Below are 25,671 nucleotides of genomic sequence, written 5' to 3'. Positions count from 1 at the left end.
CGCGCCTAGGAACGCGAAGGGAGGGAACGAATGGGACCGACGATCGGGTGGCCGAACGGAGCGCGCTGCGCGGTGGCTCTCACCTTCGACCTGGACGGCGAGAGCCCCTGGCTCCACCGCGACCCCGCGCTGGCCGAGCGGCCGCTGCACATGGGCATGGGCGCCTACGGGCCCAAGACGGGGACGCCGCGGATTCTCGGGGTGCTCGACCGCTACGCGATCAAGGCCGGCTGGTTCATCCCGGGGTGGATCATCGAGCGCTACCCCGACATCTGCCGGGAGATCGTGCGCCGGGGCCACGAGGTCGGCCATCACGGCTACCTGCACGAGAAGCCGTTCTTCCTCTCGGGGCCCGAGGAGGAAGAGGCCCTGCTCGTCAAGACGCTCGACATCTTCAAGAAAGTGCTCGACGTGCGGCCCCGGGGCTCGCGCGCGCCCTCCTGCGACCCCAGCCGCCACACCATGGAGCTGCTGCGGAAACACGACTTCGTCTATCACTCCAACCTGATGGACGCCGACCTGCCCTACTGCCACAAGACCGGCTACGGCGACCTGGTGGAGCTGCCCACTGCCTGGTGCAACGACGACTGGGTCTACTTCGGCTTCAGTGCCGTGCCCCCGGTGGGCAACGGCATCTGGAGTCAGGAGGACGTCTTCGAGATCTGGCGTGAGGAGTTCGAGGGCGCCTACGAGGAGGGCGGGTTCTTCAACCTGATGGGCCATCCCCAGGTGATCGGCCGTCCCTCGCGGATGCGGATGGTGGAGCGGCTGATCCAGCACATCCGGGCCAAGAAGGACGTCTGGATCGCGCGGCCCATCGAGATCGCCGAGCACTACCTGAGCCAACGATGAGGCTCGAGGGGCGCGTCGCGCTGGTGACTGGCGGCAGCCGGGGCTTCGGCCGGGCCATCGCCCTGGCCCTGGCCCGCGCCGGGGCCGACGTCGCCGTCAACTACAACGCCAGCCCCGGGCCGGCCGCCGAGGCCGTGCGCGAGATCGAGAAGCAGGGGCGCCGGGCCCTCGGCGTCCAGGCCGATGTGTCGCGGGAAGACCAGGTGCAGGCGCTCGTCCAGACCGTGCAGCGTCAGCTCGGCCGGCTCGACGTGCTCGTCAACAACGCCGGCATCATGATCCACGGCCCGTTCCGCGAGATCCCCGTGGTCCGCTATGCCCAGATGTTCGGCGTCAACGTCACCGGCACCATGCTCTGCAGCTACTACGCGCTGCCGGGGATGATCGAGCGCCGGCACGGCCGGATCATCAACCTGTCGTCCCAGCTCGCCCAGCGGGCGGTCGGCCCGGCGGGCGGCTTCGCCGGCTATGCCGCGACCAAGGGCGCCATCGAGAGCTTCACCCGGGCGATGGCCAGCGAGCTCGGCCAGCACGGCATCACCGTGAACGCCATCGCCCCCGGCGGGATCGAGACGGAGATGAGCCGCAACGTGATGACGCCCGAGTACCGAACGCGTCGCCTGGCCGAGCTACCGGTGCGTCGCTTCGGCGGCGTGCAGGACGTCGCCTACTGCGCGACCTTCCTGGCCGCCGACGAGGCCGGCTACCTCACGGGCCAGATCCTGCATCCCAGCGGCGGCTGGGTCACGGGGTAAGCTGAGACCAACGCCTCCCCGGGGGGAGTCGGCGGGCAGGCGAGCCTTGAGCGACGCGACCCGGGCGAGCGCGCCCTCGACCCGGACGGGGTCGAGCCGCCCGCTGGCCAGGGCGCCGTGGATAGCGGCCAGCACCACCTCCGACGCCGAGCGGCCGTCGGAAAGCTCGTCGTTGGCGATCAGCAACACATCGACGCCGGCGACCAGCGCGCGCACGGCCGCGTCGCCGATCCCGTAGTGCTGCTCGATCGCGCCCATGCGGAGGTCGTCGCTGACCACGAGCCCGTCGTAGCCGAGCCGCTCCCGGAGCAGGCCGGTCACGGTGGGCCTGGACAGCGTCGCCGGGTGCCAGAGGTCGAGCCAGCGGTTCACCACGTGTGCGGTCATCACACTGTCGGCCAGGCCCTCGGCGATGAGGATGCGGTAGGGCAGTAGCTCGACGTCGTGGTTGGCGGTGTCGGTGACGTCGACGAAGCCGAGGTGCGAGTCGGTGAAGCTGGAGCCGTGGCCCGGGAAATGCTTGAGGGCGGTGAGAATGCCCGCGTCGCGCATGCCGCGGATGAACATGCGCGCGTGCTGCGTGACCCGCAGCGGGTTGGCGCCGTAGCTGCGGCCCTGGCCCACGATGACGGGATTGGCCGGGTTGTAGCCCACGTCGACCACCGGAGCCAGATTCCAGTTGATCCCGGCCCGGCGCAGGCGCGCGCCGACGCGCCGGGCTTCCAGCTCGGTGACGGCGAGGTCGTTGGCCTGCCCCAGATCGGCGGCGGACAGCGTCTCCGTGTACCCGGCGGCAGGGCCCAGGCGCATCACGCGGCCGCCCTCGGCGTCGATGGCCACGAGCAGCGGACGCCCCGTACAGGCCCAGGCGTGCTCGCGGAGGCTCGCCGTCAAGCGGGCCAGCTGAGCCGCGTCGACGATGTTGCGGGCGAACAGCACGACGCCGCCGGCCCTGGCCTGGCACAGGAGGCGGACGGGGCGGTCGTCGGGGGCGAGCTCGGTGCCGGCGAAGCCGACGAGCAGCAGCTGGCCCAGCTGCGGCGCCAGCACGGCCAGGCGCTCGGGCGTCGCGCCGGTGCGACAGCCGGCGGCCACCACCAGCGCCAGGACGATCATGAGAGCGGGGGAGGCCCGGCGGCTAGCGGCCACGAGCGGCCGCGACGAGCCGGCGCACGCGGTCGGGATCGACGGCGTTGCGCACGTTGCCGTCGCGCTTGACCCAGGTGCCGACGATCACGGCATCGGCCACGGACAGCAGGTCGGCCACGGTGTCGGCGGTCACGCCGCTGCCGACCAGCAAGGGCGTCGTGGGTACCGCGCTGCGCACGCGCTTGAGATCGGCCATGGGGGTGGCCTCGCCGGTCGCCTTCCCGGAGACCACGAGCGCGTCGGCCAGGCTGCGATTCACCAGGTCACGCGCCTCCTGCTCCAGCTCCACCGGCGCCAGCGGGACGGCGTGCTTGCCCTGCACGTCGGCGAACAGGGCGACGTCGGCGGCGAGGAGTCGGCGGTCGCGCAGCGTGTGGTAGGCCTCGGACTGCACGATGCCCTGGTCGGCGACGACGGCGCCGGCGTGGACGTTGACGCGGATGAAGCTGGCCCCGGTGGCGCAGGCGATCCCCAGCGCCGCGCGGGGATCGTTCTTGAGGACGTTCACGCCGACCGGGGTCGCGGGGAAGGCGGCGCGCACGGCGGTCACCACGACCGCCATCGCGGCCACCGTGGCGGGTTCCACGCGGCCCGGGGTGAACGGCACGTCGCCGTAGTTCTCGATCAGGAGGGCGTCCATGCCGCTCGTGACGAGGCTGTGGGCGTCGGCGAGGGCCAGCGTGGTGGCCCGCTCCATGGAGCCGTCCCAGCGAGGGCTACCCGGGAGCGGCGCCAGGTGCACCATCCCGATGAGCGTCCGCTCGAGTCGCATGCGGGTGTCGGAATTGTAGCACGCGGTCGGCTCGGCTCATCGACGAGCGGCCCCGTGCGCTGTCCGGGACGGCTCCGGCGACCGGGATCCGTTAGCCGCGGAAGTCGGCTACGGGGGCCGAGGCCCTGCCCGTGACCTCAGGGTGCCGACGTCTCGGGCGACTGGGCGGGCGGGGCCGGCGATGGCGGAGGGGCCGGGGCCGGCATGGTGCTGGGCGGGCGCGGGGCCCGGCGGATCGCGTCTTCGATGCTGGGCGTCACGCGCTGCATCTCCTCGGTGATGCGGGCGGCGTCCAGCGCCGTGCCGATGACCCGCGGCGTGATGAGGATGATCAGCTCTGTCTTGGTGACGGTCCGGATCTTGGCCCCGAACACGTACCCGAGGATGGGGATGTCCTTGAGGAACGGGATGCCCCGGTCCTCCAGCTGCACGCGGTCTCGGATCAAGCCGCCCAGCACGAGCGTCTGCTGGTCCCTGAGGACCACCGCGGTCTCGGCTTCGCGCTTGATGATGCGGCGAGAGCCGGTGGGCGGCTCGGCCGCGCCGATGTCGTTGACCTCCTGCTTGACGTCGAGTGCGACGGTGCCTCGCTCGCCGATGCGCGGAGTGACGGTGAGGATCACGCCCGCGTCCCGGTACTCGACCGTCTGGGTGCCCACCACGGCGGTGGTCGGCGTGGCGGCCGACACCACCCCGGCGCCGATGGGGACCTGTTGGCTGGTCACGATCGGGATGGAGTCGGAGACGTTGATCACCGCTTTCTTGTTCTCCGACGTCATCACGTGGGGGCTCGAGATCACGTTGACCTTGTCCTCGGAGGCCAGCGTGTTGAGCATGGCGAAGAATTTGTCGGTGTCCAGCGCGAACGCGGTGAGGCCGCCCGCGGGTAGGGTCAGGGGCAGCCCCGGGATGGGCAGCTCCCGGCTGGGCGAGGTGATGGTGGGCGGGGAGATGGTCGACTGGGCCAGGCGCAGCGAGCCCGATTTGAGCGCCCAGTCGATGCCCAACCGGAGGTCGTCGGTCAGGGTGATCTCGGCGACCAGCACCTCGATCAGCACCTGGCGGGGCTGGCGGTCGAGCTGCTTGATCGTCCCCTCGATCTCGTCCCAGTTACGCGGGAACGTGGTGACGATCACCGAGTTCGTGGTCTCGTCGGGGATGAAGCGCACCTGGCCTTCGATCAGCCCGAGCTCGCCGGCCATGGGTCCTCCTCCCGGCGACGGACTCGGCGCCGGGGGCGGCGGCGGTGGCGGCTGGCCAGGGCGTCCGGGCGTGGTGCTGGGGGTCGTCGTGGTCGTGTCGCGGCCCCCGTAGATCGCGTTGAGCGTGGCGGCCAGGTCTTTGGCCTTGGCGCTCTCCGCGTAGTAGATGAACACGCGGCGCCCGCCGTAGATGTTGACGTCCAGCTGACCGATGAGTCGGCGGATCGTCTCCAGGTCCGTGCGGCGGGCATAGACGATGAGCGAGTTGGACCGGCGCTCGGCGATGATCAGCGGCGGGCGCTCGGGGCCCGCGCCGTTCGTTGCGGCCGCGCCCGGCGCGGTGGCCGGGGGCCGGGGGGCTCCGGGCGGGGTGGTCGCCGGGGGCGCCGGCGCGCCGTCCCCCGCGACCCGGCGCAAGCGGCCGCTGGTGAAGAGCTGGGTCAGCACGGCGGCGAGGTCGGCGGAGTCCGCGTAGCGGATCGGAATGATCTGCAGCTCGTCGAGGGCGACCTCGATGTCGACCAGCCGGATGATGTCGAGCAGGCGGCGCATGTTGGAGGCCGCGTCGGTGATCATGAGGATGTTGGTCTCGCGATGCGCGACCACGGTACCGCGGGCCGAGATCAAGGGGCGCAGCAGTGTGCCCAGGTCGGCCACCGAAGTGTAGCGGACGGGCACGATCTGGGTGACGATCTCGTCGCTTACCCGGCCGGGATCGGGCTCGCTCCCGATGATGGTGGGCACGGCGCGCTCGCGCGCCCCCTCGATGCGGATGATCTTGTAGAGATTTCCCGATTTCACCGCGGTGAACCCGTGCACCTCGAGAATGGCCAACAGGACGCCGAACACCTCCTCCTGGGGGATGCGGCCCGACGTCTGCACCGTCACTTTGCCTCGCACGTCGGGGGCGATGACATAGTTGAAGCCGACGATCTCGCTGGCCGCGTGCACCACGGTCTCGATGTCCGCGCTGTCGAAGTTCAGCACCACGAAGCGCCCCCGCTGGCCGGGCGGCACGGGTGGCGCCGTGGGAGGCGCCCGGGTGGGCCGGGGACGAGGGGCGGGACGCCGGGCGACGGGAGGCGGCTCCTTGGCCGTCTCCGGCCGCGGCCCGATCGAGGGCGGCGGGGCTTCGACGGCCTTCGGCGGCGGCGCCGGTGGCGCCTCCGGCTCGGCGGGTGGCGGGGCCGGAGGCGGGGGCGCGGGCTCGGCGACGGGCGGTATCGGGCGCGGCTTGCTCTTCGCGCACCCGCCGAGTCCCGAGATCAACAGCAGTGCGGTCAGCGCGCCGAGAGCGACCCTACCGGCTCTGATCATCGCTGGGAGGCGGCTGCGGCAGTCGCCGGAGCAGGTTCGGAGGCAACGGGCGCCGGAAGGGAACCCGTGGCGGCTGGGTCGGCTGCACGGCCGGCGCCTCGGCCGTGGGCTGACGCGGCTGGGGCGCCGCCGGAGCCTGTGTCTGGGGAGCGGGGGGAATCACGCCCGGCAGCGGCGGCGTCGCCGGGCTCTGACCGGCCGGCGGTGTCGCCGGCCCCGGGGCCGCCGGGCGCGGCTTGCTCGGATCGTGCAGCCGCACGTCGATCACGCCCTCGGGCCGCGCCAGCACGATGCCGTCGCGCGCGATCTTCTGCACCGTGCCGCCCGCCACGGTGTCACCGATACGGTAGGCGGCCACGCGCTTGGTCACCGGGTCCTCGATGTAGGCGAACGGCGCCCCGTCCTTGACCACGATGCCGTAGACGAACGGCCGGGGCACGTTGGCCGCCGCTCCGACCTGGGCCGCCGTCAAGGGCGCCTCGCTGCGGGTCGGGCTGAACGGGTTGCGGCTGGCGATGACGGCCCAGGAGCTGAGCGGTTCCGGAGCGGGCCGGGGCGGGGCCGAAGCCACGGAGGCCGACGCGCCGGCCCGGGGCCGGTTCGGCGGGCCCCCGGTGGACGCGGGGCGGAGCATCTCCCAGGCGATGTACGTGACGAGGCCGACGGCGATGGCCCCCAGCACCACGTTCAGGGAGAAGGAGCGCGGGGACATCACGTACGCGTCCGTTCCGGCAGGATGAAGCCGGAGAGGGTCAGCGTGGCCAGCAGGTCGCGGGGCTGGCTGATGTTGACGACGCGCACCCGGAGATTCTCGACGGCCAGCAGCTTGGGCGCTGCGTCCAGGCGCGAGAGCAGGTCCACGAGCTGCCGGACCTCGCCGGACACGGTGATCTCGATAGGGATCTCCAGCAACTCTCCCCGCTCCACCGGCGGCAGGATCCGCTCGCTGCGGACCTCGGTGGAGGCCTCGGCGGCCAGTTCCTTCACCAGCTTCTGCAGCTCCGAGGCCGCGACGGCCGGGGTCGAGGCCGGCAGGAAGCGCGCGTTCAGCGTTTCGATGCGCGCGTTCATGGCCTGCAGCTCGGACGCGATCTCGGCCTTGCGGCTGATCAGCTCCTGACGCCGGGTCAAGAGCTGCTCCCGCACCGGCACGAGCTCTCCGGCGAGGCGACTGCGATCGCGCAGGGGCTGCACGATGAGCATCCAGCCGCCGATCGCCAGGACCGCCGCGATCCCGATACCGATGACGAGCCGCTCGCGCCGCGAGAGGTTCGCGATCATCGCTGCCCGCCGACCGGTTCGGGGACGCTGGGACGGCGGGGCTGCGGCGGCGTCGTCTGGGCCGGTGGCGTCCCGGGCCCCGCGGTGACCGCGGACGAGCCCTCCCAGGCGGCGCGAATCCGGAACTGCTCGCGGTCCCGGCCGCGGGTTACCGGCGAGGAGAACTCCACCCGTTCCAGCCGCGCCGAGTTCTCGAGCAGCGGGATCAGGCTCGCGGCGGCCTGGGCCTGCCCGGTCAGCTCCACCCCCTTGGTGTCGAGGCTCAGCATCGTGAGCCAGGCATCGTTGGGCAGCAGCTCGGTGAGCTCGCGGAGCACGGGCAGCGGCCTGACGCTGGTGGATTCGATCGACCGGATCAATGCCAGCAACCGGCGGCGCCGGCCCAGCTCGTCGAGCACCTTCTCGACGGCCTTGACCTCGGTGTCGAGCCGGGCGATCTGCGTGTTGACCGAGGAGAGCTGGCGGCTGGCCCGCCAGCCGGGTGTCATGAGCGCGCCGATCGCCAGAAGCACCGCCGCCGCCGCCAGGCCGCCCGTGACCATCTGGTTGCGGGTCAGGTGACGCGGGCGCAGGGCCGGCGCCAACAACTCCAGTGGACGGCCACGGCCCCCCCAGGCGACGGCCAGGGCCAGCATCGTCTCGCCGCGCGACTCTTCGGGCACCGTGTCGAGGTGGGCGCGCACGTCGTCGCGGTACGGCGGCTCTCCCGCGGGCGCCCCCAACACGCCGAGGGCGTGCAGCGTCTCGTCGACCGCGACGCCCGAGACCCAGATGGCGTCGCAGCTCCGCCAGCGAATGGGCCCGAAGCTGCGCCGCACTTCTTCGGCGATGTTGCCGTCGTTCGTCACGACCCGACTCAGGACGGGACTCGAGCCGGCGAGGAAGAGCACCTCGGCGCTGTCCTCCAGCCGATGGACCCACACGATCCGCCCCTCCCGCTGGCGGGGGACGAGGGCAGGCAGGTTGTGGACGGCCACGGTGATCGAGACCGGACGGAGCTGGGCGTCTTCGGCCAGCCGCATGGCCGCGTCGACGATGCGGCGGTCGGCGGCCGCGATCACGACCTGGCGACTGCCCGTCCCGCCCCCTTCCCGGTCGTCCGGGAGCGCCAGACAGTCGAACGATGCCTCCTCGGCGCCGTAGGGCAGGTGCCGCTCGAGCTCGAACTTCACCATGTCCCGTAGGTCGCCGTTGATCGATGGCAGCTCGATAGGCTTCACTGTCACGTTGGCACGGGCGAGGCCCAGGGCGATGGTGCGGGGCGCCAGCCGGCGATGCTCGAGCTCGGCCCTGAGCGCGACAGCCGGTTGCTCGGCGTCGACGACGAACGTCTCGAACCGCGGCCCGTGGGTGACTGCCGCGATCAAGCGATCCCCCCTGAGGAGGAGGCCCAGGCGGGCCGGAGCGAGCCTCATTGCGGCCGCCCGAAGAAACCCCATGCCGGCCAAGGATACGCTGGCGTGGTCGTGAGCCACAAACTTTCGGAACATTTGACGAAGTCTACTTACCGCGTTCACCGACCCCCATCCACTCCAGCACCGTGACGGCCGATGTCCCCTGCGCCGCCCGTTTTTGGATGATCGCGCTAAGCCGGGCTCGGACCTCGCCTTCTACCAGCCCCTCGGCCTCGATCCGGAACGTCCGGGTCGTCACCGCCAGACCTCGTCCGGCGAACCGGCCTACGGTCGCGTAGGGGGCCTCCCGCCGGGCCTGGAGGATCTCCGCGATCTCGGCCTCGGCCAACCCCATCGCCCGGAGCACCGGGGCCCTGGCTGTATTGAGGTTGACCTGACCCAGGCTCTTGACCGTCACGAAGTCGGCCAGTCCCGGGTTCTCGTCAGCGCCGTAGAATAACGCCGGAGTCACGCCGCGGATCTGTAGCAGTTCCCTCACGGATTCCAGATTGGCATTCCGGGCCCGGTAGGGCAGCGGAAGCTTCAGGTAGTAGTCATCGCTCTCGGCTCCGTTGAGCCGGTGCTCCTCGTTGCCGTCGCGCCAGTCCTGGACTGAATCCACGATCATCTCGCGGGCGGCCTTTTCCAGCTTCAGGCTCCGGAGCAGCTGGTCGATCCGTTCCGATGGCGAGGTGTTGAGGTTGAGCCGGGCCTCTTCGTCGGTGATGCGGTACGAGAACTCGCCGGGCCCCAGCGCCACCTTCGCTCGCGGGAGCCGGGGGATGGGGGTCCGCGCCCGGCTGTAGAAGGTGAGTACCCCGTCCCGGTCGGGGGCGACGAAAGCCGACTCCGCCACGATCTCCCGAATCGCCTGCTCGACGGCGGCTTCGGCCAGGTGAGTGGCGAGGATCGCCTCCTTGTAGGCCCGCACGGCCGTCGCCTCCAGACGCATGGAGTACGAGAATTCGGCACCGACCAGACCCAGGAGGGCCAGAACCAGCAGGACCGCGACCAGCGCGAAGCCAGGCCGATCCGAGGTCCGGTCCCGGGCGATCACAACGATCCCATCCGCAGTGCCACCGTCAGGGCCAGCGTCCGCTCGCCGCGACCGTCTGGCTTGACCAGCGTGATGCGGACGGCGCGAGGCAGGCCGTTGTTGGCCTCGCCGTCCCATTCCTCCTGCCACGTCCCTTCGGCGTCGAGATAACGGAACTCCAGCCGATCGATCTCGGTGTCCTCCAGCATCACGGGAGCGTCCGTGAACGGTTCCCGGTTCGGCATCACCCGCTGGCGGATGACCAGCGCCGGTCCCCGCTCGGTGGACTCCAGGCTGATTGCCACGGCGCTGAACGCCACCGAGCCAGCGGTCGGGAAGGGCGGCGCCTGAGTGACCAGCTCAAGCCGGCTTTCCTTGCCCTGGAAGAGCAGGACGGGGTCCGGCGCCTGGTCGCGCGAGGCCCGGTAGGGGTACGCCGAGCCGACCGCACGCCCCAGCACCGCCGCGATGCCTCGGAGGTGCTGATGGGCGCCCGCGCGGTCCTCGCCCTGCGTCCACGCCGCCAGGGCCACGCGCAGGCCCCCGAACGCGATCGCCAGGAGCGCGGCCACGATGGCCAGCGCGATGAGGAGCTCGAGCAGCGTGAACCCCCGCACGTCGCGTCGGCTCACGAAGGCCCTCCGCTCCCCTGCGGGGGACGAGCGGACTGCCCGGGCCGCCGCGGGGTCGTCCCCGAAGCGGCGGTCGCCTCGGGCGACACCGTCCGCAGAGTCGCCAGTTCCACGTGACGTCGCTCGTCCCAGCTCACCCGGACGGTGATCTCGTAGACGTGCCAGCGCGCCACCCCCGTCTCCGACATGAGCTCCGGCGTCTCCAGACGGCGGATCCAGCGCGCCCACGTGAACTGCTCCTCCCGTCCCTGGTCCTGCCCCTCCTCGGGCGCGACCACCTCGCGCAGCTTGAGGTCGGCCAGCAGCATCGCCTGCTGGTGGTCGCCGCTGAGTTTCAAGAGCCGCAAGCCCTGAGCGAAGCCCTGGATGGCCGCGACGACGGCGACGCCGAGGATGGCCAGCGCGACCAGAACCTCGAGCAGCGTGAAGCCGGCCGAGCGGCGGATCATTCGCGAGCGGTGCGCACGCGGCCGGTGAGCGCGTCCACGGTCACCCGGTACCGGATGTTGCCCGAGGCCACCCGGAAGGCCCCGCCGCTGGTCGTGCCGTGCGGCTCGAAGCGCACGGTGAGCGCGGGCGGGGGGTCGGCCTGAACGGATAGATGCTCGGGCAGGGCGCGCGTCTGCCGGACCTCTTCGCCAGAGCGGAGCGTGATCCGGTGCTCGGCTGGCTCGACGACGAGCTCGTGCGGCCGCCGTGAGGTGATGGCCTGCTCGCGCGCATGTCGCAGGAGCGCCGCGAAGCGGGCGACCTCGGCCCGCACGCGGATCGTGTCCGTGCTCCGGCCGATCGTCGGACCCACCACGGCCAGCGCCAGGGCCAGTACCATCAGGGTGACGACCAGCTCGAGGAGGGTGAATCCCGACGGCGCTAGCGCTGCTGCTGCTCGCCGCCCCATGAGGTCACATCGCCGTTCTCGCCCTCGCCGCCCGGCGCCCCATCTGCTCCGTCGGACCAGAGATCGTAGTCACCGTGCTGGCCCGGGCAGCACCGGTACTTGTAGGGGCTTTGCCAGGGATCCCGGGGCACCTCCTTACGGAGGTAGGGCCCGTTCCAGTTCGTGACGCCCGGGTTGCGCATGAGGGCGTCCAGCCCTTGCGAGGTGTCGGGGTACCGGCCGGCATCGAGCCGGTACTGGTCGAGGGCGGCACCGAGCAGCTCGATCTGGGCCCGGGCGGCCGCGGTCTTGGACTGACCCACCCGCCCGAACAGCCGCGGTCCCACCAATCCCACGAGCAGGCCGAGCACGATGATGACGACCAGCAATTCGACGAGCGTGAAGCCGTGATTATCGAACAGGGCGCGGGGGCCCGGGCTTACGCCACGCCCGCGCCCCGCCGGAATCTCTGTCGGCGGCTGCTCGCACGCCCGATCAGAGTCGCGACTACCGTGCGAAACAACCGCCCGGGTGCCCGCGCCCTGTTCGATAATCACAACGGCACCTCGTTGATCGAAAAGATCGCCAGCAGCATGGCGACCACGATGAACGCCACCAACACCCCCATGGTCAGGATGATCGCGGGCTCCAGCAGCCCGATGAAGCGCTTGAGCTCGGTGCGCACGTCGCTCTCGAATGTCTCCGCAGTCTTCAGCAGCATCTCTTCCAGCCGACCGGTTTCTTCCCCGACCCGCACCATGTGCACGGCCAGCAGCGGGAACTGCGGGTGCTCGGCCAGGCTGGCCGCGATGGTCCGGCCCCGCTTCACGCTGTCGGACACCCGTTCGACCGCGCGAGCCAGGATCTGGTTGGACATCATCTCGGCCACTACGGCCAGCGAGCCGATCACGGGCACACCGCTCTTCAGCATCGTCCCCAGCGTCCGGGCGAAGCGCGCCGTCTCGATCTTGGCGCGCAGAGCTCCCACGTGGGGAAGGCGCAGTTGCCAGCGGTCCCAGGCCAGCCGGCCTTCGGGCGTGCCGGTCCACACCCGCCAGGCCAGGATCGCCGCGAACGCGAACACGACGGCCACCCACCAGTACTCGCGCACCCCGGCGCTGAGGGCCAGCAAAATCTGGGTGGGCAGGGGCACGGTTTGCTTCAGGTCGGCGAAGATCGAGGCGAAGCGGGGGATGACGAAGGTCAACAAGAAGACGATGGCGCCGGCACCCACCGTGGTCACCACCAGCGGGTAGGCCAGCGCCGAGACGACCGCTTCGGTGAAGGCGGCCCGCGATTCGAGAAACTCGGCCAGCCGCCGCAGGGTGACCTCCAGGACGCCGCCCTTCTCACCGGCCCGGACCATGTTGATGTACAGGCGAGAGAACGGGCGCGGGTGGTGCTTGGCCAGCGCGTCGCTGAGGGAGCCGCCCCCGCGGACGGTGTTGAGCAGATCGGTGACGATGGCGCGCAGACGGGCGTTCGACGCCAGCTGGCCCTGGATCTCCAGCGCGCGGTCCAGCGGGACGCCGGCCTCGAACAGCGTGGCCAGCTGTTGGGTGAAGGCGAGGAGATCGCGCTGCCGGATGCGGCCCGACGCGGGCATGGCCAGCCAGCCCCGGCGTTCGGCGTGGGGCGTGACCCGGATGGGATAGTAGGCGTCGCGGTGCAGGCGCTCGACGACGGAGCGAGCGTCGGGCGCTTCCATGACTCCGTCGATGGTCTGCCCGCGGCGGTCTGCCGCCCGGTAGACGAAGACCGGCATCGGCCTCAGGCGTCTTCCTGGGTGACTCGGAGGACTTCGTCGATCGTGGTGACGCCCTCGCAGGCCTTGGCCCAGCCATCTTGCCGCAGGCTGACCATGCCCGACTCGATGGCCTGGCGGCGGATCTCTCGGCTGGAGGCCCGGCGCAGGATCAGGCTCCGCACGTCCTCGGTGATCACGAACAGCTCGTAGATACCGGTGCGGCCCCGATAGCCGGTGCCCCGGCAGGCTTCACAGCCCTGTCCCCGGTAGAGCTGGGTGCCGGCCGGCGCGGTGACGCCCAGGGCCTGGATGTCGGCGGAGGAGGGCGTGTGTCGGACCCGGCAGCCTTCGCAGATGCGGCGGACGAGCCGCTGAGCCAGCACCGCCTCCAGCACCGAGGCGACCAGGTACGGCTCGGCCCCCATGTCTTGCAGCCGGGGAATGGCCCCCGGGGCGTCGTTGGTGTGTAGGGTGGAGAAAACGAGATGGCCGGTGAGCGAGGCCTGGATGGCGATCTCCACGGTTTCTAGATCTCGAACCTCGCCGACCAGGATGACATCCGGGTCCTGGCGCACGATGTGGCGCAGCCCGGTGGCGAAGGTCAGCCCGATCTTGGGCTTGACGGGAATCTGGTTGACGCCTTTGAGCTGGTATTCGACCGGGTCCTCGATGGTGATGATCTTGCGGTCCGGCGAGTTGATCTTGTCGAGCGCCGCATACAGGGTCGTCGTCTTCCCGGAGCCGGTGGGGCCGGTGACGAGGATGATCCCGTGCGGGCGGAGGATGAGGCTCTCCAGACGCTTGAGCGTGGCCGGCGCGAAGCCCAGCCGCTCCAGGGGCAGGAACACACTGGCCCGGTCGAGCAAGCGCATGACGATCGACTCGCCGTGCACGGTGGGAATCGTCGATACCCTGATGTCGATGCGGCGGCCGGGAAGCGAGACGCGGATGCGGCCGTCCTGGGGCAGCCGACGCTCGGCGATGTTCATCTCGGCCATCAGCTTGATGCGCGAGGTGACGGCGTCGCGGAGCCGCCGCGGCGGCGATTCCTGATCGAACAGGATGCCGTCGATCCGGTAGCGCACCCTCAACGTGTCCTCGAAGGGCTCGATGTGGATGTCGGAGGCCTCCGCCCCGATGGCGCCTTCGATGAGGAGGTTCACCAGCCGGACCACCGGCGCCTCGAAGGCCATGTCCCGCAGGTGGCTGACGTCCTCCTCGCCTTCCGATGCCCGCTCGTCCTCCATGCCTTCGACGATGCGCTGCAGCGGAGTGGCCGCGCCGTCGTAGGCGCGGTCGATGGATTCCAGGATGCCTTCGGGCGAGCTCACCGCGATGCGGATGGTGAGGCCGGTCGCCTGCTGCAGGTCGTCGACGATGACCGGGTTCAACGGCTCGGCGGTGGCCACGGTCAGCACGTTGCCCTCCACGCTCACCGGGCAGACCACGTACTGGCGGAGATACTTGGCCGAGAGGTTCTTGATCACCGGCAGCGGCGAGGGCAGCTCGTCGCGCGAGAGATACGGCAGGTTGTGCTGCAAGGCGAGGGCGCACAGCACGTCTTCCCGGGTGGCCGCGCCCAGGGCCACCAGCGCTTCGCCGATACGCTCGCCCGTGTCTCGAGTGCGGCTCAACGCCATCGCGATCATCTCGGAGGTGGTGACGCCTTCGTCGACGAGGATCTCTCCGAGGAGGCGGGTCGCCGTCGTCGTGGCCATGCTATGCTCCAGCGATCATGGTAGCACAGTGGGTCCTGGTGGCCGTCGCAGCGGCGGCCGACGTCGCCGGGGCTGCGCTCGTCACCGGCGCGCACCGGCGCAACCGCGCGCCGATCCGATACTTCCTGGCGCTGGGCGCTGGCTTCATGCTGGCCGCCGCCTTCGTGCGAATGTTGCCGGAGAGCGCCCAGGTGCCCCACGCGTTCCTGTTCGTCCTGATCGGTTACTTCGGCATCCACCTGTTCGAGCACACGGTGGCCCCGCACTTCCACTTCGGTGAGGAGGTCCACGCCGACGCCTTCCTGCGGCCGTCCGCCGGCTATCTGGCGCTGCTCGGGCTGGGCGTCCACACGCTGTTCGACGGCGTCGCCATCGCGGCCGGCTTCATGATCGATCCCACGCTCGGGTTGCTCCTGTTCTTCGCCGTGCTGCTGCACAAGCTGCCCGAGGGGTTCACGATCGCGTCGATCGTGCTGGCCACCGGGCGCTCGCGGGCGGCCGCGCTGGGGGCCGGGGCGGCGCTCGGCGTGTGCACGCTGGCCGGCGCGCTGGCCACCGGGCTGCTGGCCCAGGGGCACGTCGGGTACGCGCTGGCCCTGTCGGCGGGCGTGACCATCTACGTGGCCGCCTCCGATCTCATTCCCGAGGTGAATCGCGAGGGCGGACCGGCGCTGGCCTGGACGGTCTTCGGTGGGCTCCTGCTGTTCATCGTGGCCGATTGGACGCTCGGCCTCGCCGACAGCCGCTGACCTCCCGCGCCACGATGGTATTCTGAGCCGCGATGCCGGCGCTCGCCGCCCTGGTGCTGCACGGTCCCAACCTCAATCTGCTGGGGAGCCGGGAGCCTGCCATCTATGGGTCGCTGGCGCTCCGGGACCTCGATCAGCTGATCGCCGCCCATGCCCGCCGGCTCGGGATGCGCGTGGAATGCCGGCAGTCCAACCTCGAGGGCCAGCTCATCAACTGGCTGCAGAGCGCCGAGCGGGACGGCTTCACCGGTGTGGTCCTCAACCCCGGGGCGTTCACGCACTACTCGATCGCACTGCGCGATGCGGTGGCCGCCATCCGGCTGCCCGTGATCGAGGTCCATCTCTCCAACATCCACGGACGTGAGGAGTTTCGCCGGCAGTCGGTGGTGGCCGCGGTGGCGCGCGGACAGATCGCAGGCTTCGGTCCTCACAGCTACCTGCTGGGTCTCGATGCCCTCCTGCTGCTCCAGGACGACGCCCGAGCAGGACGACGCCCGGCGCGGCGCACCGCTCGAGCGGCGCGGCCACGACGCCAGCCCCGCTCGAAGCGTTCGAGATGATCAATCGGGGAGACGAACGCAGCCACGCCGCACCCAGGCCAGGCCACCCTCGACGGGAGGCGGGCTCGCGGCTTCGCTACAAATGAATCGACGCCCGGCCGGGGGCGTCTAACCCGTGACGGTTCGGGGTGAGCGAGCGACACCCCGTCGACATCGACGATCAGGCGATCATCGAGCGCTGCCGCCGGGGCGACCTGGCCGCGTTCGAGACCCTCGTCGAACGCTACCGCGAGCGCGTCTGGCGGTTGGCGTACCACTACCTGCGCGACCGCGAGGACGCCTGGGACGTCGCCCAGGAAACGTTCGTGCGCGCCTGGCAGGGGCTGCCGTCCTTCCGCGGGCAGTCGGCGTTCTACACCTGGCTGTTCCGGATCGCCGTCAACGTGGCCACCGACCGGGCCCGCCAGCGCGCGGCCCGGCGGCGCGCCTTCGGGAACGAGCAGGTGCCGGAGGAGGAATGGGAGCGAGTGGCGGGGGATCCCCAGGCGTCGCCCGACGCCGTGGCGGCGAGCGCCGAGCAACGGGCGCGCATCCGGCAGGCCCTGGATACTTTACCGGAGCGTCACCGGGCGATTATCATGTTGAGTGACCTCCAGGGGCTCTCGTACCGCGAGATCGCCGAGGTGCTGAACATCCCCATCGGAACCGTGATGTCCCGGCTGCATAACGCACGCAAGCGCTTGCGCCGGGTGCTGGGACGGCTCTTGCTCGTGCTCCTGGCCCTCGGCCTGCTCCTGCCGGCTTCGGCCTCCGCGCAAGCGCTCGTGCGCTTCAGCGCCCAGGTGCTGGTCGCCGCCGACGGGCCGGGCGGCGGCGAGCGCATGCCACCCGAGCTGGAAGCGCTGATGCCTCGCCTGCGCCAGACCCTGCGCTACCGCGACTACACGCTGGTGAGCCGCTACACCGGTCAGGCCTCGGTCGGGACCTCGCAGCGCTTCAGCGTGCCCGGCGATCGGCAGCTCGAGATCACTCCGGAGTCGGTATCGCCGGTGCGCTTGCGGGTCCGGCTGGTCCGGGGCGGCCTGGCCGAGGTCAACGCCAGCATCGAGGCTGCGCCGGGCGCGCCGACCGTCATCGGCGGCCCCCGCCACGGTGACGGTGTGCTCATCATCGTGGTCTCGCCGAGCCCCTAGCCTGCGGAGGCCGCATTGAGCGAAGGGGAAGAGCGGTACGTCCGGGAGCGGGCCCGCATCGAACAGGGCCACGCCCGGTATCGCGACAAGCTGCGCGCCGAAGGCAAGCTCTTCGTGCGCGAGCGTCTCAAGCGACTGCTCGATCCGGGAAGCGAGTTCCAGGAAGACTGGCTGTTCGCCCGAGCCGACGAAGCCGACACACCGGCCGACGGCGTCGTCACCGGAGTCGGGCGAGTCTCCGGCCGCACCGTCTGCATCATGGCCAACGACTACACGGTGAAGGCCGGCTCCTGGGGCGCCAAGACGGTACAGAAGATCGTCCGCGTCCAGGAGAAAGCCGCGCGTCTGCAGGTACCGCTGCTCTACCTGGTCGACGCCGCGGGCGCCCGGATCTCCGAGCAGGTCGACGTCTTTCCCGGTCGCTTCCACGCCGGCCGGATCTTCTACAACGAGGTCCAGCTCTCGGGCGTCGTGCCCCAGGTGTGCGTGCTCTTCGGCCCCTCGCCGGCGGGCTCGGCGTACCTGCCGGCCCTGACCGACGTGGTCATCATGGTCGAAGGCAAGGCTTCCCTGTTCGTGGGCAGCCCCCGCATGGTGGAGATGGCCATCGGCGAGAAGACCACGCTGGAAGAGCTGGGCGGCGCCCGCATGCACTGCACCGTCTCCGGATGCGGCGACATCCTGGCCGCCTCCGACGAGGATGCCATCGCCCTGGCCCGCGACTACCTGGCCTACATGCCCCAGTCGTACCGCGAGCGGCCGGCCTCCCGCGAGCCGGTGGAGCCGTCGGCCGGCCGCGCGATCGACGACATCGTCCCCTACGATCAGCGGAAGTATTTCGACATGTACGAGGTCATCGACCGTCTCGTCGATGCCGGCTCCTGGTTCGAGCTCAAGCGGCTGTTCGCGGCCGAGGTGATCACCGGCTTCGCCCGCTTCGGGGGCCGCGTGGCCGGGATCGTGGCCAACCAGCCGAAGGTGAAGGGAGGCGTCCTCTTCGTCGATTCCTCCGACAAGGCCGCGCGCTTCATCTGGCTGTGCAACGCGTTCAACATCCCGCTCGTGTATCTGGCCGACATCGCCGGCTTCATGGTCGGCAGCAAGGTCGAGCGGGAGGGGATCATCCGCCATGGGGCCAAGATGATCTTTGCCACCGCCCAGGCCACGGTGCCCAAGCTGTCCATCGTGGTCCGCAAGTGCTACGGGGCCGGCCTCTACGCCATGAGCGGTCCCGCCTTCGAACCCGACGCCGCCCTGGCGCTGCCCCAGGCGCAGATCGCCATCATGGGGCCGGAGCCGGCGGTGCACGCCGTCTACTACAACAAGATCATGGAGCTGCCCGAGAACGAGCGCGCGGCCTGGGTCCGCCAGAAGCGCGAGGAGTACGCGCGCGACGTCGACGTCTACAAGCTGGCTTCTCGGATGCTCGTCGACGACATCGTCCCCGGCAGTCAGCTGCGGGCCGAGGTGATCAAGCGGCTGGCCTATGCCGAGACCAAGCAGCAGGAGTTCCCGCGTCGACGGAACGGGGTGTACCCGGTTTGACGGTTGGCGTAGGACCCCACGTCCGACTGTTGAGTTGGAGGGGGGCACGAGACGCGCCCCCTCCAAACCTCCCCCCGCTCGCGCGAGGTGCGACGACCGTGCGCGAATCTAGCTTTTGGGCCTAGGCGGCGCGTTCGAAGCGGCGGCGGGTCTCGGCGAGCGACGCGGCGATGGGCGCGGGCAGCCGGGCGCCGAACTCACGATAGAAGGTCGCCAGGTCGTCGAGCGCCGGCAGCCACTCGGAGGCCTCGCAGCGCACCGCCTCGCGAAGCTGCGCGGGCGACACCCGGAGGCCGTCGAGGTCGAGCGCGTCGAGCGTGGGCACCGCGCCCACCGGGGTCTCGGTGGCGCGCGCCGTCCCGCGGATCCGCTGGACCATCCACTTGAGGATGCGGACGTTCTCGCTGTATCCCGGCCACAGGAAGCGCCCGTCGGCATCGCGCCGGAACCAGTTCACGCGGAAGATCCGGGGCGCCTTGGCCAGCCGCGGCCCCATGGCCAGCCAGTGGGCGAAGTAGTCGGCCATGTTGTAACCGCAGAAGGGCAGCATGGCCATCGGATCACGCCGCACGACGCCGACCTTGCCGGTGATGGCTGCAGTCGTCTCCGTGCTCATCGCCGAGCCGAGGAACACGCCGTGGGTCCAGTCCAACGCCTCGAACACGAGCGGAATGACCTGCGAGCGCCGCGAGCCGAAGATGAGGCCGGAAATGGGCACGCCCTGCGGGTCTTCCCAGTTGGGGGCGATCGAGGGGCATTGCTCGGCGAGCACGGTGAAGCGCGAGTTGGGGTGCGCGGCTGCAGCGCCGCCCGGCTGCCAGGGCCGGCCCTGCCAGTCCAGGAGCCCGGCCGGCGGCTCGGGCGTCAGCCCTTCCCACCACGGCTCCCCCGAGGGCGTCAAGGCCACGTTGGTGAAGATGGTGTTCGAGCGCACCATTCCGATCGCGTTGGGGTTGGTCTTGGGGCTGGTGTTCGGCGCCACGCCGAAGAAGCCGCGCTCGGGATTGATGGCGCGGAGCTGGCCCTGGCCATCGACGTACATCCAGGCGATGTCATCCCCCAGCGTCCACACCCGCCAGCCCGGCAGCTGCGAGATGACCATGGCCAGATTCGTCTTGCCCGAGGCGCTCGGCATGGCGGCGGCCAGATAGGTGATCTCGCCCTGCGGATCCTCGACGCCGAGGATCAGCATGTGCTCGGCGAGCCAGCCCTCTTGCCTCGCCTGCCAGCTGGCGATGCGCAGCGCGTGGCACTTCTTGCCCAGCAGGGCGTTGCCGCCGTAGCCGGAGCCGACGCTCCAGATGAGCTTCTCTTCCGGGAAATGCAAGATCAGCCGGCGGTCGGGGGACAGGTCACCCAGTGAGTGCAGGCCGGCCACGAAATCGCGCTCATCGCGCATGTGCTGGATGGCCACCTGGCCGACCCGCGTCATGAGATGCATGCTGGCCACGACGTACGCGCTGTCGGTGACCATCAGCCCCGTCCGGCTCAAGGGCGAGCCGGCCGGGCCCATCAGGTAGGGGATCACGTACATCGTCCGTCCCCGCATGCCGCCCCGCAGCCAGGCCCCGGCCTTGGCCTTGGCGTCGGCCGGGGTCATCCAGTTGTTGGTGGGCCCGGCCTGGTCACGCTCCCGCGTGCAGATGAACGTGAGCTGTTCCGTGCGCGCGACGTCCTGGGGATGGCTGCGGTGCAGGTAGCAATTGGGAAAGGTGCGGGCATTCAGCTGAATCAACGTCCCGTCGGCCAGCATGCCCTCGATGAGCGAGTCGTATTCGGCCTTGGATCCGTCGCACCAGACCGTCCGTGAGGGCTGCGTGAGCGCTGCGGTTTCGTCCACCCACTTCTCGGCCACAGTAGTGATGCTCATGAGTGCATCCTCGCCCGCGTTGAGGTGAGTGTTGCGAGGGGGCCGCAGCCCGCGCCTGTCGTCCACGCCCCCGATGACGATTGTAGCCTGCTCCGGCGCGGGGCGCTCGTCAAGCCGAACGTGCTAGCATCCGTCACCGTGAGGGACCTTCTGGTGGCCACGCGGTACCTCACCATCGTTCCCGTGAGGGCCGCCAGCCACGAGGACGAACTGGCCCTGGGGCGGGCGGCCCCGTGGTTTCCGGTAGTTGGGCTGGCCCTGGGAGTCGTGCTGGCCCTGACCGACCGCCTCACCGACTGGCTGTTTCCGGCGCTTCTGGCCGCTCTCCTCACCGTCACCGTGTGGAAGCTTGTGACTGGAGGTCTACACCTCGACGGTCTTGCCGACTGCATGGACGGGCTCGTGGCCGCCGATCCCGAGCACCGGCTCGGGGTCATGCGGGACAGCCGCATCGGCGCCTTCGGGGCCGTGGGGCTCATCCTCTTCCTGCTGCTGGAGATCGCCGCCCTCGCCGAGCTCGCCCCCGGGCTGCGCGGACAGGTCCTCCTGGCGGCGCCGGCTATCGGCCGGGCCATGCCGGCCCTGCTCAGCCTGTGCTTCCCGGCCGTGCCGGGAGGCCGGGGCGCGGCATTCGCCGCCGGCGTTCGGCGGAGCGGCGTGTTCGTGGGTCTGGCGGTGGCGGCCGCGATCGCCGTGGCGGCGCTGGGATGGAGTGGGTTGATCGCCCTGATCGTGGCCTGCGTGTTCTGTCTGGCCCTGGGGCGGATGTTCACCACTACTCTGGGTGGCATCACGGGAGACGTCCTGGGCGCGGCCGTGGAGCTGGCGGAAGCGGGGGCCCTGCTCACCGTCTCGGCATGGGAGCAGTGGGGACGCTGATCTACCTGCTGCGTCACGGCGAGGTCGAAGGCGCCGAGCAGCGGCGCTTCATCGGCCACGTGGACATCGCGCTCTCCCCCCGCGGCGAGCGCCAGGCGAGGGCGCAGTCCCGCCGCCTCCGCGCCGTCGGACTCAAGGCGATCTTCACCAGCGATCTGGCCCGGGCTCGGCGCACCGGCGAGATCATCGGCGCGTCCCTCGGGCTCAGGCCGACGATCGTGCCGGCTCTGCGCGAGATGAACATGGGCCGCTGGGACGGGCTCACCGCCGCGGAGATCACCGCCCGGAACTCCGCGGCCTTCGAGGCCTGGATGGCCCGGATCGCCGAGGTCCCCTTTCCCGGGGGCGAGAGCGCCGGCGATCTCTTGACCCGGGCGTGGCCGGCGTTCGCCGCGCTGATCGCCGCCCATGCCGGCGGGCGGATCGCCGTGGTGGCGCACGGGGGCACCAACCGCGTGTTGCTGTGCCACGCGCTGGGGTTGCCCCTGGCCCGGCTGCTCAGCTTCAGCCAGGACTACGGCGCGCTGACGGTACTCGAGCACGAGGACGGCCGGTGGCGGCTGCACCGGCTGAACGAGCCACCGCGGCTCGGCTGACGCCGTCCAGACGGCGCTCCTCCGTGCCGCGGCGGCGCGCGGCGCTCAGGGCGCGCGGAACAAGATCGGCCCCACGTACGCCTCGGCCTTGCTCCGGGTGTCGTTGGTGTCGATGGCGATCGAGATCGCCCCGGGATCCTCGGGCTCCTCGCCGTAGATCTTCGTGAAGTCGGCGCGGACGTCGCGGCTTTCGGTGAGCCACGTGCCGAGATCCTTGGACCCCGATCGGATGACGATGTAGGTCACCATCCCCGTCTTCTCGCTCTTGCACACGGTGCCGACGGGGGCGGTGGTGTCCCACACGTAGCCGATGATTCGCGAGCGGACCGCCGTGGGGAACCGCGGCCAGGTGACGTACACCTGCGCCACCTGGTCGTCCGTCGCTTTTTTGCACGAGTTTCCACCCTCGGGGAGCGCGATCACCTTCCAGCGCCACTCCAGGACGGGAGTCTCCTTGAGCGGGACGCCCTTGACCTCCTTGCTGATCGTGGAGCTGTCGTTGCGGCTCCTGAGGTGAAGCGTGCGCTGGCCGCCGTGGTCCACGACCGTGAAGTCGTAGGCCGGGCTGCCCCAGTTCTGGCTTTGCCAGCCCGGCGGGATGCCCCGCGTGCCGACCGGGTGCGCGCGCCAGTCTTCGATCACCACCCGGTTCGCCGCCCCGGCACTGGCCGCCGTGAGCAGCACGACGAGGGTGAGCGCCGCAGTCCTTCTCATGAGGGTCCTCCGTGCCGGCCGATTCTGCCGCCTATGATACCGTCACCCCGTGAGCGACGCGCCGGCCACGCTGCGGGTCGACAAATGGTTGTGGGCGGCTCGCTTCTTCAAGACGCGAAGCCTCGCCGCCCAGGCCTGTGCGGGCGGCAAGGTCGACGTCAACGGCGAAGCGGCCAAGCCCGCTCGCGCGGTGCGTCCCGGTGACCGCATCACGGTCACGCTGCCGGGCGGCCAGCGGATCGGACGAGTGCTCGGGCTGAGCGACCGCCGAGGTCCCGCCGGCGAGGCGCGGGCCCTGTGGGAGGACCTCACGCCGCCGGCGCCGCCGCGCCCGCGCTTTGCCCGGCCGCCCTATCGTGCGCCGGGCAGCGGCCGTCCCACCAAGCTGGAGCGGCGCCAGACCGACCGCCTGCGCAGGCGGTAATCCGCGGGCCGCGTTGCAGTGAGCCGGCCCGTTTGCTACCCTGCCGCCGTCGTTCGCGCTCAGGGTGCCCCAGAGGGCGCCAGGGAAGGCGGTGCGAAGCCGCCGCGACCCCGTCACTGTAATCGGGGACGAAACCCGCGAGGGCCACTGGCCGTGAGGCCGGGAAGGCGCGGGGAGTAGGGAGATCCGAGAGCCAGGAGACCTGCCCGGGCGCGCGTCATCACGACGGTCTTCGAGGGAGGACCCGGGATTGTGGCCTCGTCGCACCTGATCCTCGGCGGCGCCCGCAGCGGCAAGAGCCGCTTCGCCATCGCCACGCAGCCCGCGCGCGCGCGAGTCGCCTTCGTGGCCACGGCCGAGGCCCGCGATGCCGACATGACCCGGCGCATCGAGCAGCACCGGGCCGGACGGCCGCGCCACTGGCTCACGGTCGAGGAGCCCTGCGAGCTGGTGCCGACGCTCGAGCGACTCGCCGGCCAGGCTCCCGACGCGATCATCGTGGACTGCCTCACCCTGTGGGTCTCCAACCGCATGCTGCGCGGCGACGACGACACGCGGATCGTCGCCGAGGCCGAGCGGCTCGCCGGATTCGTCGCGGGCAGGCACGTCGCCCTCGTCGTCGTCAGCAACGAGGTGGGCCAGGGCGTGCATCCGCCGACCGCGGACGGCATCCGGTTCCGCGACGTGCTGGGGCTCGTCAACCAGCGGGTGGCCGCCGCCTGCGACGAGGTGACGCTGATGGTCGCCGGGCTGCCCCTCGCCGTGAAGTCACCATCACCGCCGCTGATTCATGAGATCACTCCCCAGGCTCCTTGACGCCATCGCGGGGCCGGACCCGGCGGCCGGCGCCGTCGCGCAGCGCCACCTCGATCAGCTCGCGAAGCCGCCGGGAAGCCTCGGCCGGCTCGAGGAGGTGGCGGTCGCGCTGGCGGCGCTGACCGGGGGGCCGCCCCACGTGGACCACCCCGTCGTCTTCGTCCTGGGGGCCGACCACGGAGTGACGGCGGAGGGCGTGAGCGCCTACCCCCAGGTGGTGACCGCCCAGATGCTCGAGAACTTTCTGCGCGGTGGCGCGGCGATCAATGTGCTGGCCCGCCAGGTCGGGGCGCGCGTCGTCGTGGCCGATTTCGGCGTGGCCACGCCGGGGCCGGTCGTGGCGGGCCTCGTGGACCGCCGCCTGGGGCTGGGCACGGCCAATTTCGCGCGGGGGCCGGCCATGAGCCGCGAGCAGGCGACCGCTGGGATCGAGGCCGGGGTCGGGCTGGTCGAGGCGGCCGCGGCCGACGGTGCCGACCTGGTCGTCACCGGCGAGATGGGCATCGGCAACACGACTGCGGCCAGCGCCATCACCGCCGTTTTCACCGGCGCCGAACCGGAAGCGGTCACCGGACGCGGTACGGGGGTCGACGAGGCGGGGTGGCGGAGGAAGGTGGAGGTCGTTCGCCGGGCGATCGCCCTCAACCGACCCGAGCCCTCGGATCCGGTGGACGTGCTCGCCAAGGTCGGCGGCTTCGAGATCGCCGGGCTGGTCGGCATCGTCCTCGCCGGGGCGGCGCGGCGACTGCCCGTCGTGCTCGACGGCTTCATCGCGGGGGCCGCCGCGCTGGTCGCCGTCGCGCTGGCGCCGGCGACTCGGCATGCGCTGTTCGCGGCGCACCGCTCGGCCGAGCCCGGGCATCTCCTGATGCTCCAGCACCTCGGCTTGCGTCCGTATCTGGATCTCTCGTTGCGCCTGGGGGAGGGCACCGGCGGCGCGCTGTTCGTTTCCCTGGCGCGAGCGGCCGCCGCGCTCTATGCCGAGATGGCCACGTTCAAGTCCGCCGGTGTGAGTTCGTCGGAGGGGGCCTCGACGGCGAAGCCGGCGCTCGGAGGGCCGCGATGACGCGGGCGCTAGCGGCTGCCGAAGCGCACGCTGAGCCCCGCGCGCACGGCGTAGTCGGGACCGTCGCCCCTCAACGTCGTCTCGACGGCTCCGTCCAGGGCGAGGGCACGGGTGACGAGGATGCCCACGCCGACATCTGCCCCGAGCCGGTCCCGGCCGTCGTGCTGGTCACGCGAGGCGAAAGAGAGCTCCCCGAACACGGTGAGGCGCTCGAGGACGCGGCGGGCCAGCGAGGCCGACGTCAGCCCCTGCACGACGAAGCCGTCCGGCCGGCGCTGACCCACCGCCGCGACCCCCGCGTTGGCGTCGAGCGCGAGCGCCCACGGCAGATCCATGCTGGCGAGCTCCACACGCTCGCTCCCGATCGGCGCGGAGGCGAGGGGCAGCTTCACGAAGGGCAGCACCCCGAGCGAGGGCCGGCCGGCGGCCTCGTCCGACTCGAAGAAGCGGGGCATGCGCGCTGCGATGCTATCACGGTGCTGCTCGCCCTCATCTGGGTGCTCGGCATCCCCGGGTCGGCGGCCGCGCTGACCTTCGTCGACATGCTGGGACGAGACATCGTGCTCGCCGCACCGCCCTCGCGCATC

General features: G+C 71.0%; 26 protein-coding genes, 1 pseudogene and 1 riboswitch. Of the genes and pseudogenes, 11 read left to right on the top strand and 16 right to left on the bottom strand.

Translation table 11 applies throughout. The features are described from left to right. Positions 1-30: 30 nt before the first annotated feature. Positions 31-852 carry a polysaccharide deacetylase gene (locus VFR64_07965; protein HET9489672.1) on the top strand — a complete coding sequence of 274 codons (822 nt, stop codon included), beginning with the start codon at positions 31-33 and terminating at the stop codon, positions 850-852. Further along, positions 849-1,607 carry a glucose 1-dehydrogenase gene (locus VFR64_07960; protein ID HET9489671.1) on the top strand — a complete coding sequence of 253 codons (759 nt, stop codon included), beginning with the start codon at positions 849-851 and terminating at the stop codon, positions 1,605-1,607. The genes VFR64_07965 and VFR64_07960 overlap by 4 nt, the downstream gene beginning before the upstream one ends. 60 nt (positions 1,608-1,667) lie before the next feature. On the opposite strand, the pseudogene VFR64_07955 reads toward VFR64_07960, so the two are convergent. From VFR64_07955 to gspE, 13 genes and pseudogenes are all read right to left on the bottom strand, one after another. Then, positions 1,668-2,723: pseudogene (locus VFR64_07955) on the bottom strand (glycoside hydrolase family 3 protein). Between the two features lie 22 nt (positions 2,724-2,745). Beyond that, positions 2,746-3,528, bottom strand: a complete 783-nt coding sequence (locus VFR64_07950; protein ID HET9489670.1) for a BtpA/SgcQ family protein — start codon at positions 3,526-3,528, stop codon at positions 2,746-2,748. A 137-nt stretch (positions 3,529-3,665) separates the two neighbouring features. After that, a complete protein-coding gene (gene gspD / locus VFR64_07945; protein ID HET9489669.1) occupies positions 3,666-5,747 on the bottom strand; it encodes a type II secretion system secretin GspD in 2,082 nt (693 codons plus the stop codon). A 283-nt stretch (positions 5,748-6,030) separates the two neighbouring features. Then, a complete protein-coding gene (locus VFR64_07940; protein HET9489668.1) occupies positions 6,031-6,759 on the bottom strand; it encodes a hypothetical protein in 729 nt (242 codons plus the stop codon). Then, a complete protein-coding gene (gene gspM / locus VFR64_07935) occupies positions 6,759-7,328 on the bottom strand; it encodes a type II secretion system protein GspM (GenBank protein HET9489667.1) in 570 nt (189 codons plus the stop codon). Before gspM ends, VFR64_07940 begins: the two co-directional genes overlap by 1 nt. Continuing rightward, entirely contained in the window at positions 7,325-8,695 is a 1,371-nt protein-coding gene (locus VFR64_07930) for a PilN domain-containing protein (protein ID HET9489666.1), read from the bottom strand. The genes gspM and VFR64_07930 overlap by 4 nt, the downstream gene beginning before the upstream one ends. A 133-nt stretch (positions 8,696-8,828) precedes the next feature. Beyond that, complete coding sequence (locus VFR64_07925; GenBank protein HET9489665.1) at positions 8,829-9,779, bottom strand: type II secretion system protein GspK; 951 nt, start codon at positions 9,777-9,779, stop codon at positions 8,829-8,831. Further along, on the bottom strand, positions 9,776-10,390 hold the full coding sequence (locus VFR64_07920) for a type II secretion system protein GspJ (GenBank protein ID HET9489664.1): 615 nt from the start codon (positions 10,388-10,390) through the stop codon (positions 9,776-9,778). Before VFR64_07920 ends, VFR64_07925 begins: the two co-directional genes overlap by 4 nt. After that, positions 10,387-10,839: a prepilin-type N-terminal cleavage/methylation domain-containing protein gene (locus tag VFR64_07915; GenBank protein ID HET9489663.1), complete on the bottom strand. Its 453-nt coding sequence runs from the start codon at positions 10,837-10,839 to the stop codon at positions 10,387-10,389. The genes VFR64_07920 and VFR64_07915 overlap by 4 nt, the downstream gene beginning before the upstream one ends. Further along, positions 10,836-11,288, bottom strand: a complete 453-nt coding sequence (locus VFR64_07910) for a GspH/FimT family pseudopilin (protein HET9489662.1) — start codon at positions 11,286-11,288, stop codon at positions 10,836-10,838. The genes VFR64_07915 and VFR64_07910 overlap by 4 nt, the downstream gene beginning before the upstream one ends. Continuing rightward, the gene (gene gspG / locus VFR64_07905; GenBank protein ID HET9489661.1) at positions 11,261-11,689 is read right to left on the bottom strand and encodes a type II secretion system major pseudopilin GspG; all 429 of its coding nucleotides are present in this window, start codon (positions 11,687-11,689) and stop codon (positions 11,261-11,263) included. The genes VFR64_07910 and gspG overlap by 28 nt, the downstream gene beginning before the upstream one ends. A 131-nt stretch (positions 11,690-11,820) precedes the next feature. Beyond that, positions 11,821-13,032 carry a type II secretion system F family protein gene (locus VFR64_07900; protein ID HET9489660.1) on the bottom strand — a complete coding sequence of 404 codons (1,212 nt, stop codon included), beginning with the start codon at positions 13,030-13,032 and terminating at the stop codon, positions 11,821-11,823. A 5-nt stretch (positions 13,033-13,037) separates the two neighbouring features. Beyond that, positions 13,038-14,732, bottom strand: coding sequence for a type II secretion system ATPase GspE (gene gspE, locus VFR64_07895; GenBank protein HET9489659.1), 1,695 nt, complete (start codon positions 14,730-14,732; stop codon positions 13,038-13,040). A gap of 17 nt (positions 14,733-14,749) precedes the next feature. Here gspE and VFR64_07890 point away from each other — a divergent pair, with 17 nt between their 5' ends. From VFR64_07890 to VFR64_07875, 4 genes are all read left to right on the top strand, one after another. Next, positions 14,750-15,481 (top strand): ZIP family metal transporter, encoded by a 732-nt coding sequence (locus VFR64_07890; GenBank protein HET9489658.1) that lies wholly within the window; start codon positions 14,750-14,752, stop codon positions 15,479-15,481. 32 nt (positions 15,482-15,513) lie between these two features. After that, a complete protein-coding gene (gene aroQ, locus VFR64_07885) occupies positions 15,514-16,041 on the top strand; it encodes a type II 3-dehydroquinate dehydratase (protein ID HET9489657.1) in 528 nt (175 codons plus the stop codon). A 128-nt stretch (positions 16,042-16,169) separates the two neighbouring features. Then, positions 16,170-17,174: a sigma-70 family RNA polymerase sigma factor gene (locus VFR64_07880; protein HET9489656.1), complete on the top strand. Its 1,005-nt coding sequence runs from the start codon at positions 16,170-16,172 to the stop codon at positions 17,172-17,174. A 15-nt stretch (positions 17,175-17,189) separates the two neighbouring features. Beyond that, positions 17,190-18,719, top strand: coding sequence for an acyl-CoA carboxylase subunit beta (locus VFR64_07875; GenBank protein ID HET9489655.1), 1,530 nt, complete (start codon positions 17,190-17,192; stop codon positions 18,717-18,719). Positions 18,720-18,840: 121 nt separating this feature from the next. Here the strand turns inward: VFR64_07875 and VFR64_07870 are convergent, their stop codons facing one another. Next, positions 18,841-20,589, bottom strand: coding sequence for a phosphoenolpyruvate carboxykinase (GTP) (locus tag VFR64_07870; GenBank protein HET9489654.1), 1,749 nt, complete (start codon positions 20,587-20,589; stop codon positions 18,841-18,843). A 138-nt stretch (positions 20,590-20,727) separates the two neighbouring features. On the opposite strand from VFR64_07870, the gene cobS reads away from it, so the two are divergent. Next, positions 20,728-21,468: an adenosylcobinamide-GDP ribazoletransferase gene (gene cobS, locus VFR64_07865; GenBank protein HET9489653.1), complete on the top strand. Its 741-nt coding sequence runs from the start codon at positions 20,728-20,730 to the stop codon at positions 21,466-21,468. Then, a complete protein-coding gene (locus VFR64_07860) occupies positions 21,456-22,064 on the top strand; it encodes a histidine phosphatase family protein (GenBank protein ID HET9489652.1) in 609 nt (202 codons plus the stop codon). The genes cobS and VFR64_07860 overlap by 13 nt, the downstream gene beginning before the upstream one ends. 45 nt (positions 22,065-22,109) lie before the next feature. Here VFR64_07860 and VFR64_07855 read toward each other — a convergent pair whose 3' ends face one another. Then, complete coding sequence (locus VFR64_07855) at positions 22,110-22,778, bottom strand: DUF3047 domain-containing protein (GenBank protein HET9489651.1); 669 nt, start codon at positions 22,776-22,778, stop codon at positions 22,110-22,112. A 49-nt stretch (positions 22,779-22,827) separates the two neighbouring features. Here VFR64_07855 and VFR64_07850 point away from each other — a divergent pair, with 49 nt between their 5' ends. From VFR64_07850 to cobT, 3 genes are all read left to right on the top strand, one after another. After that, positions 22,828-23,202 carry an RNA-binding S4 domain-containing protein gene (locus VFR64_07850; protein HET9489650.1) on the top strand — a complete coding sequence of 125 codons (375 nt, stop codon included), beginning with the start codon at positions 22,828-22,830 and terminating at the stop codon, positions 23,200-23,202. Between the two features lie 45 nt (positions 23,203-23,247). Next, a riboswitch (cobalamin riboswitch) is annotated at positions 23,248-23,427 on the top strand. Between the two features lie 27 nt (positions 23,428-23,454). Then, the gene (gene cobU, locus VFR64_07845; GenBank protein ID HET9489649.1) at positions 23,455-24,018 is read left to right on the top strand and encodes a bifunctional adenosylcobinamide kinase/adenosylcobinamide-phosphate guanylyltransferase; all 564 of its coding nucleotides are present in this window, start codon (positions 23,455-23,457) and stop codon (positions 24,016-24,018) included. Then, positions 23,993-25,084 (top strand): nicotinate-nucleotide--dimethylbenzimidazole phosphoribosyltransferase, encoded by a 1,092-nt coding sequence (gene cobT, locus VFR64_07840; protein HET9489648.1) that lies wholly within the window; start codon positions 23,993-23,995, stop codon positions 25,082-25,084. The genes cobU and cobT overlap by 26 nt, the downstream gene beginning before the upstream one ends. A gap of 8 nt (positions 25,085-25,092) precedes the next feature. On the opposite strand, the gene VFR64_07835 is transcribed toward cobT, so the two are convergent. Further along, a complete protein-coding gene (locus tag VFR64_07835) occupies positions 25,093-25,539 on the bottom strand; it encodes a hypothetical protein (GenBank protein ID HET9489647.1) in 447 nt (148 codons plus the stop codon). Positions 25,540-25,671: the final 132 nt, after the last annotated feature.

This window comes from Candidatus Methylomirabilota bacterium, assembly GCA_035709005.1.
Lineage (GTDB): Bacteria > Methylomirabilota > Methylomirabilia > Rokubacteriales > CSP1-6 > 40CM-4-69-5.
This window is presented reverse-complemented; position numbering and strand designations above follow the sequence as displayed.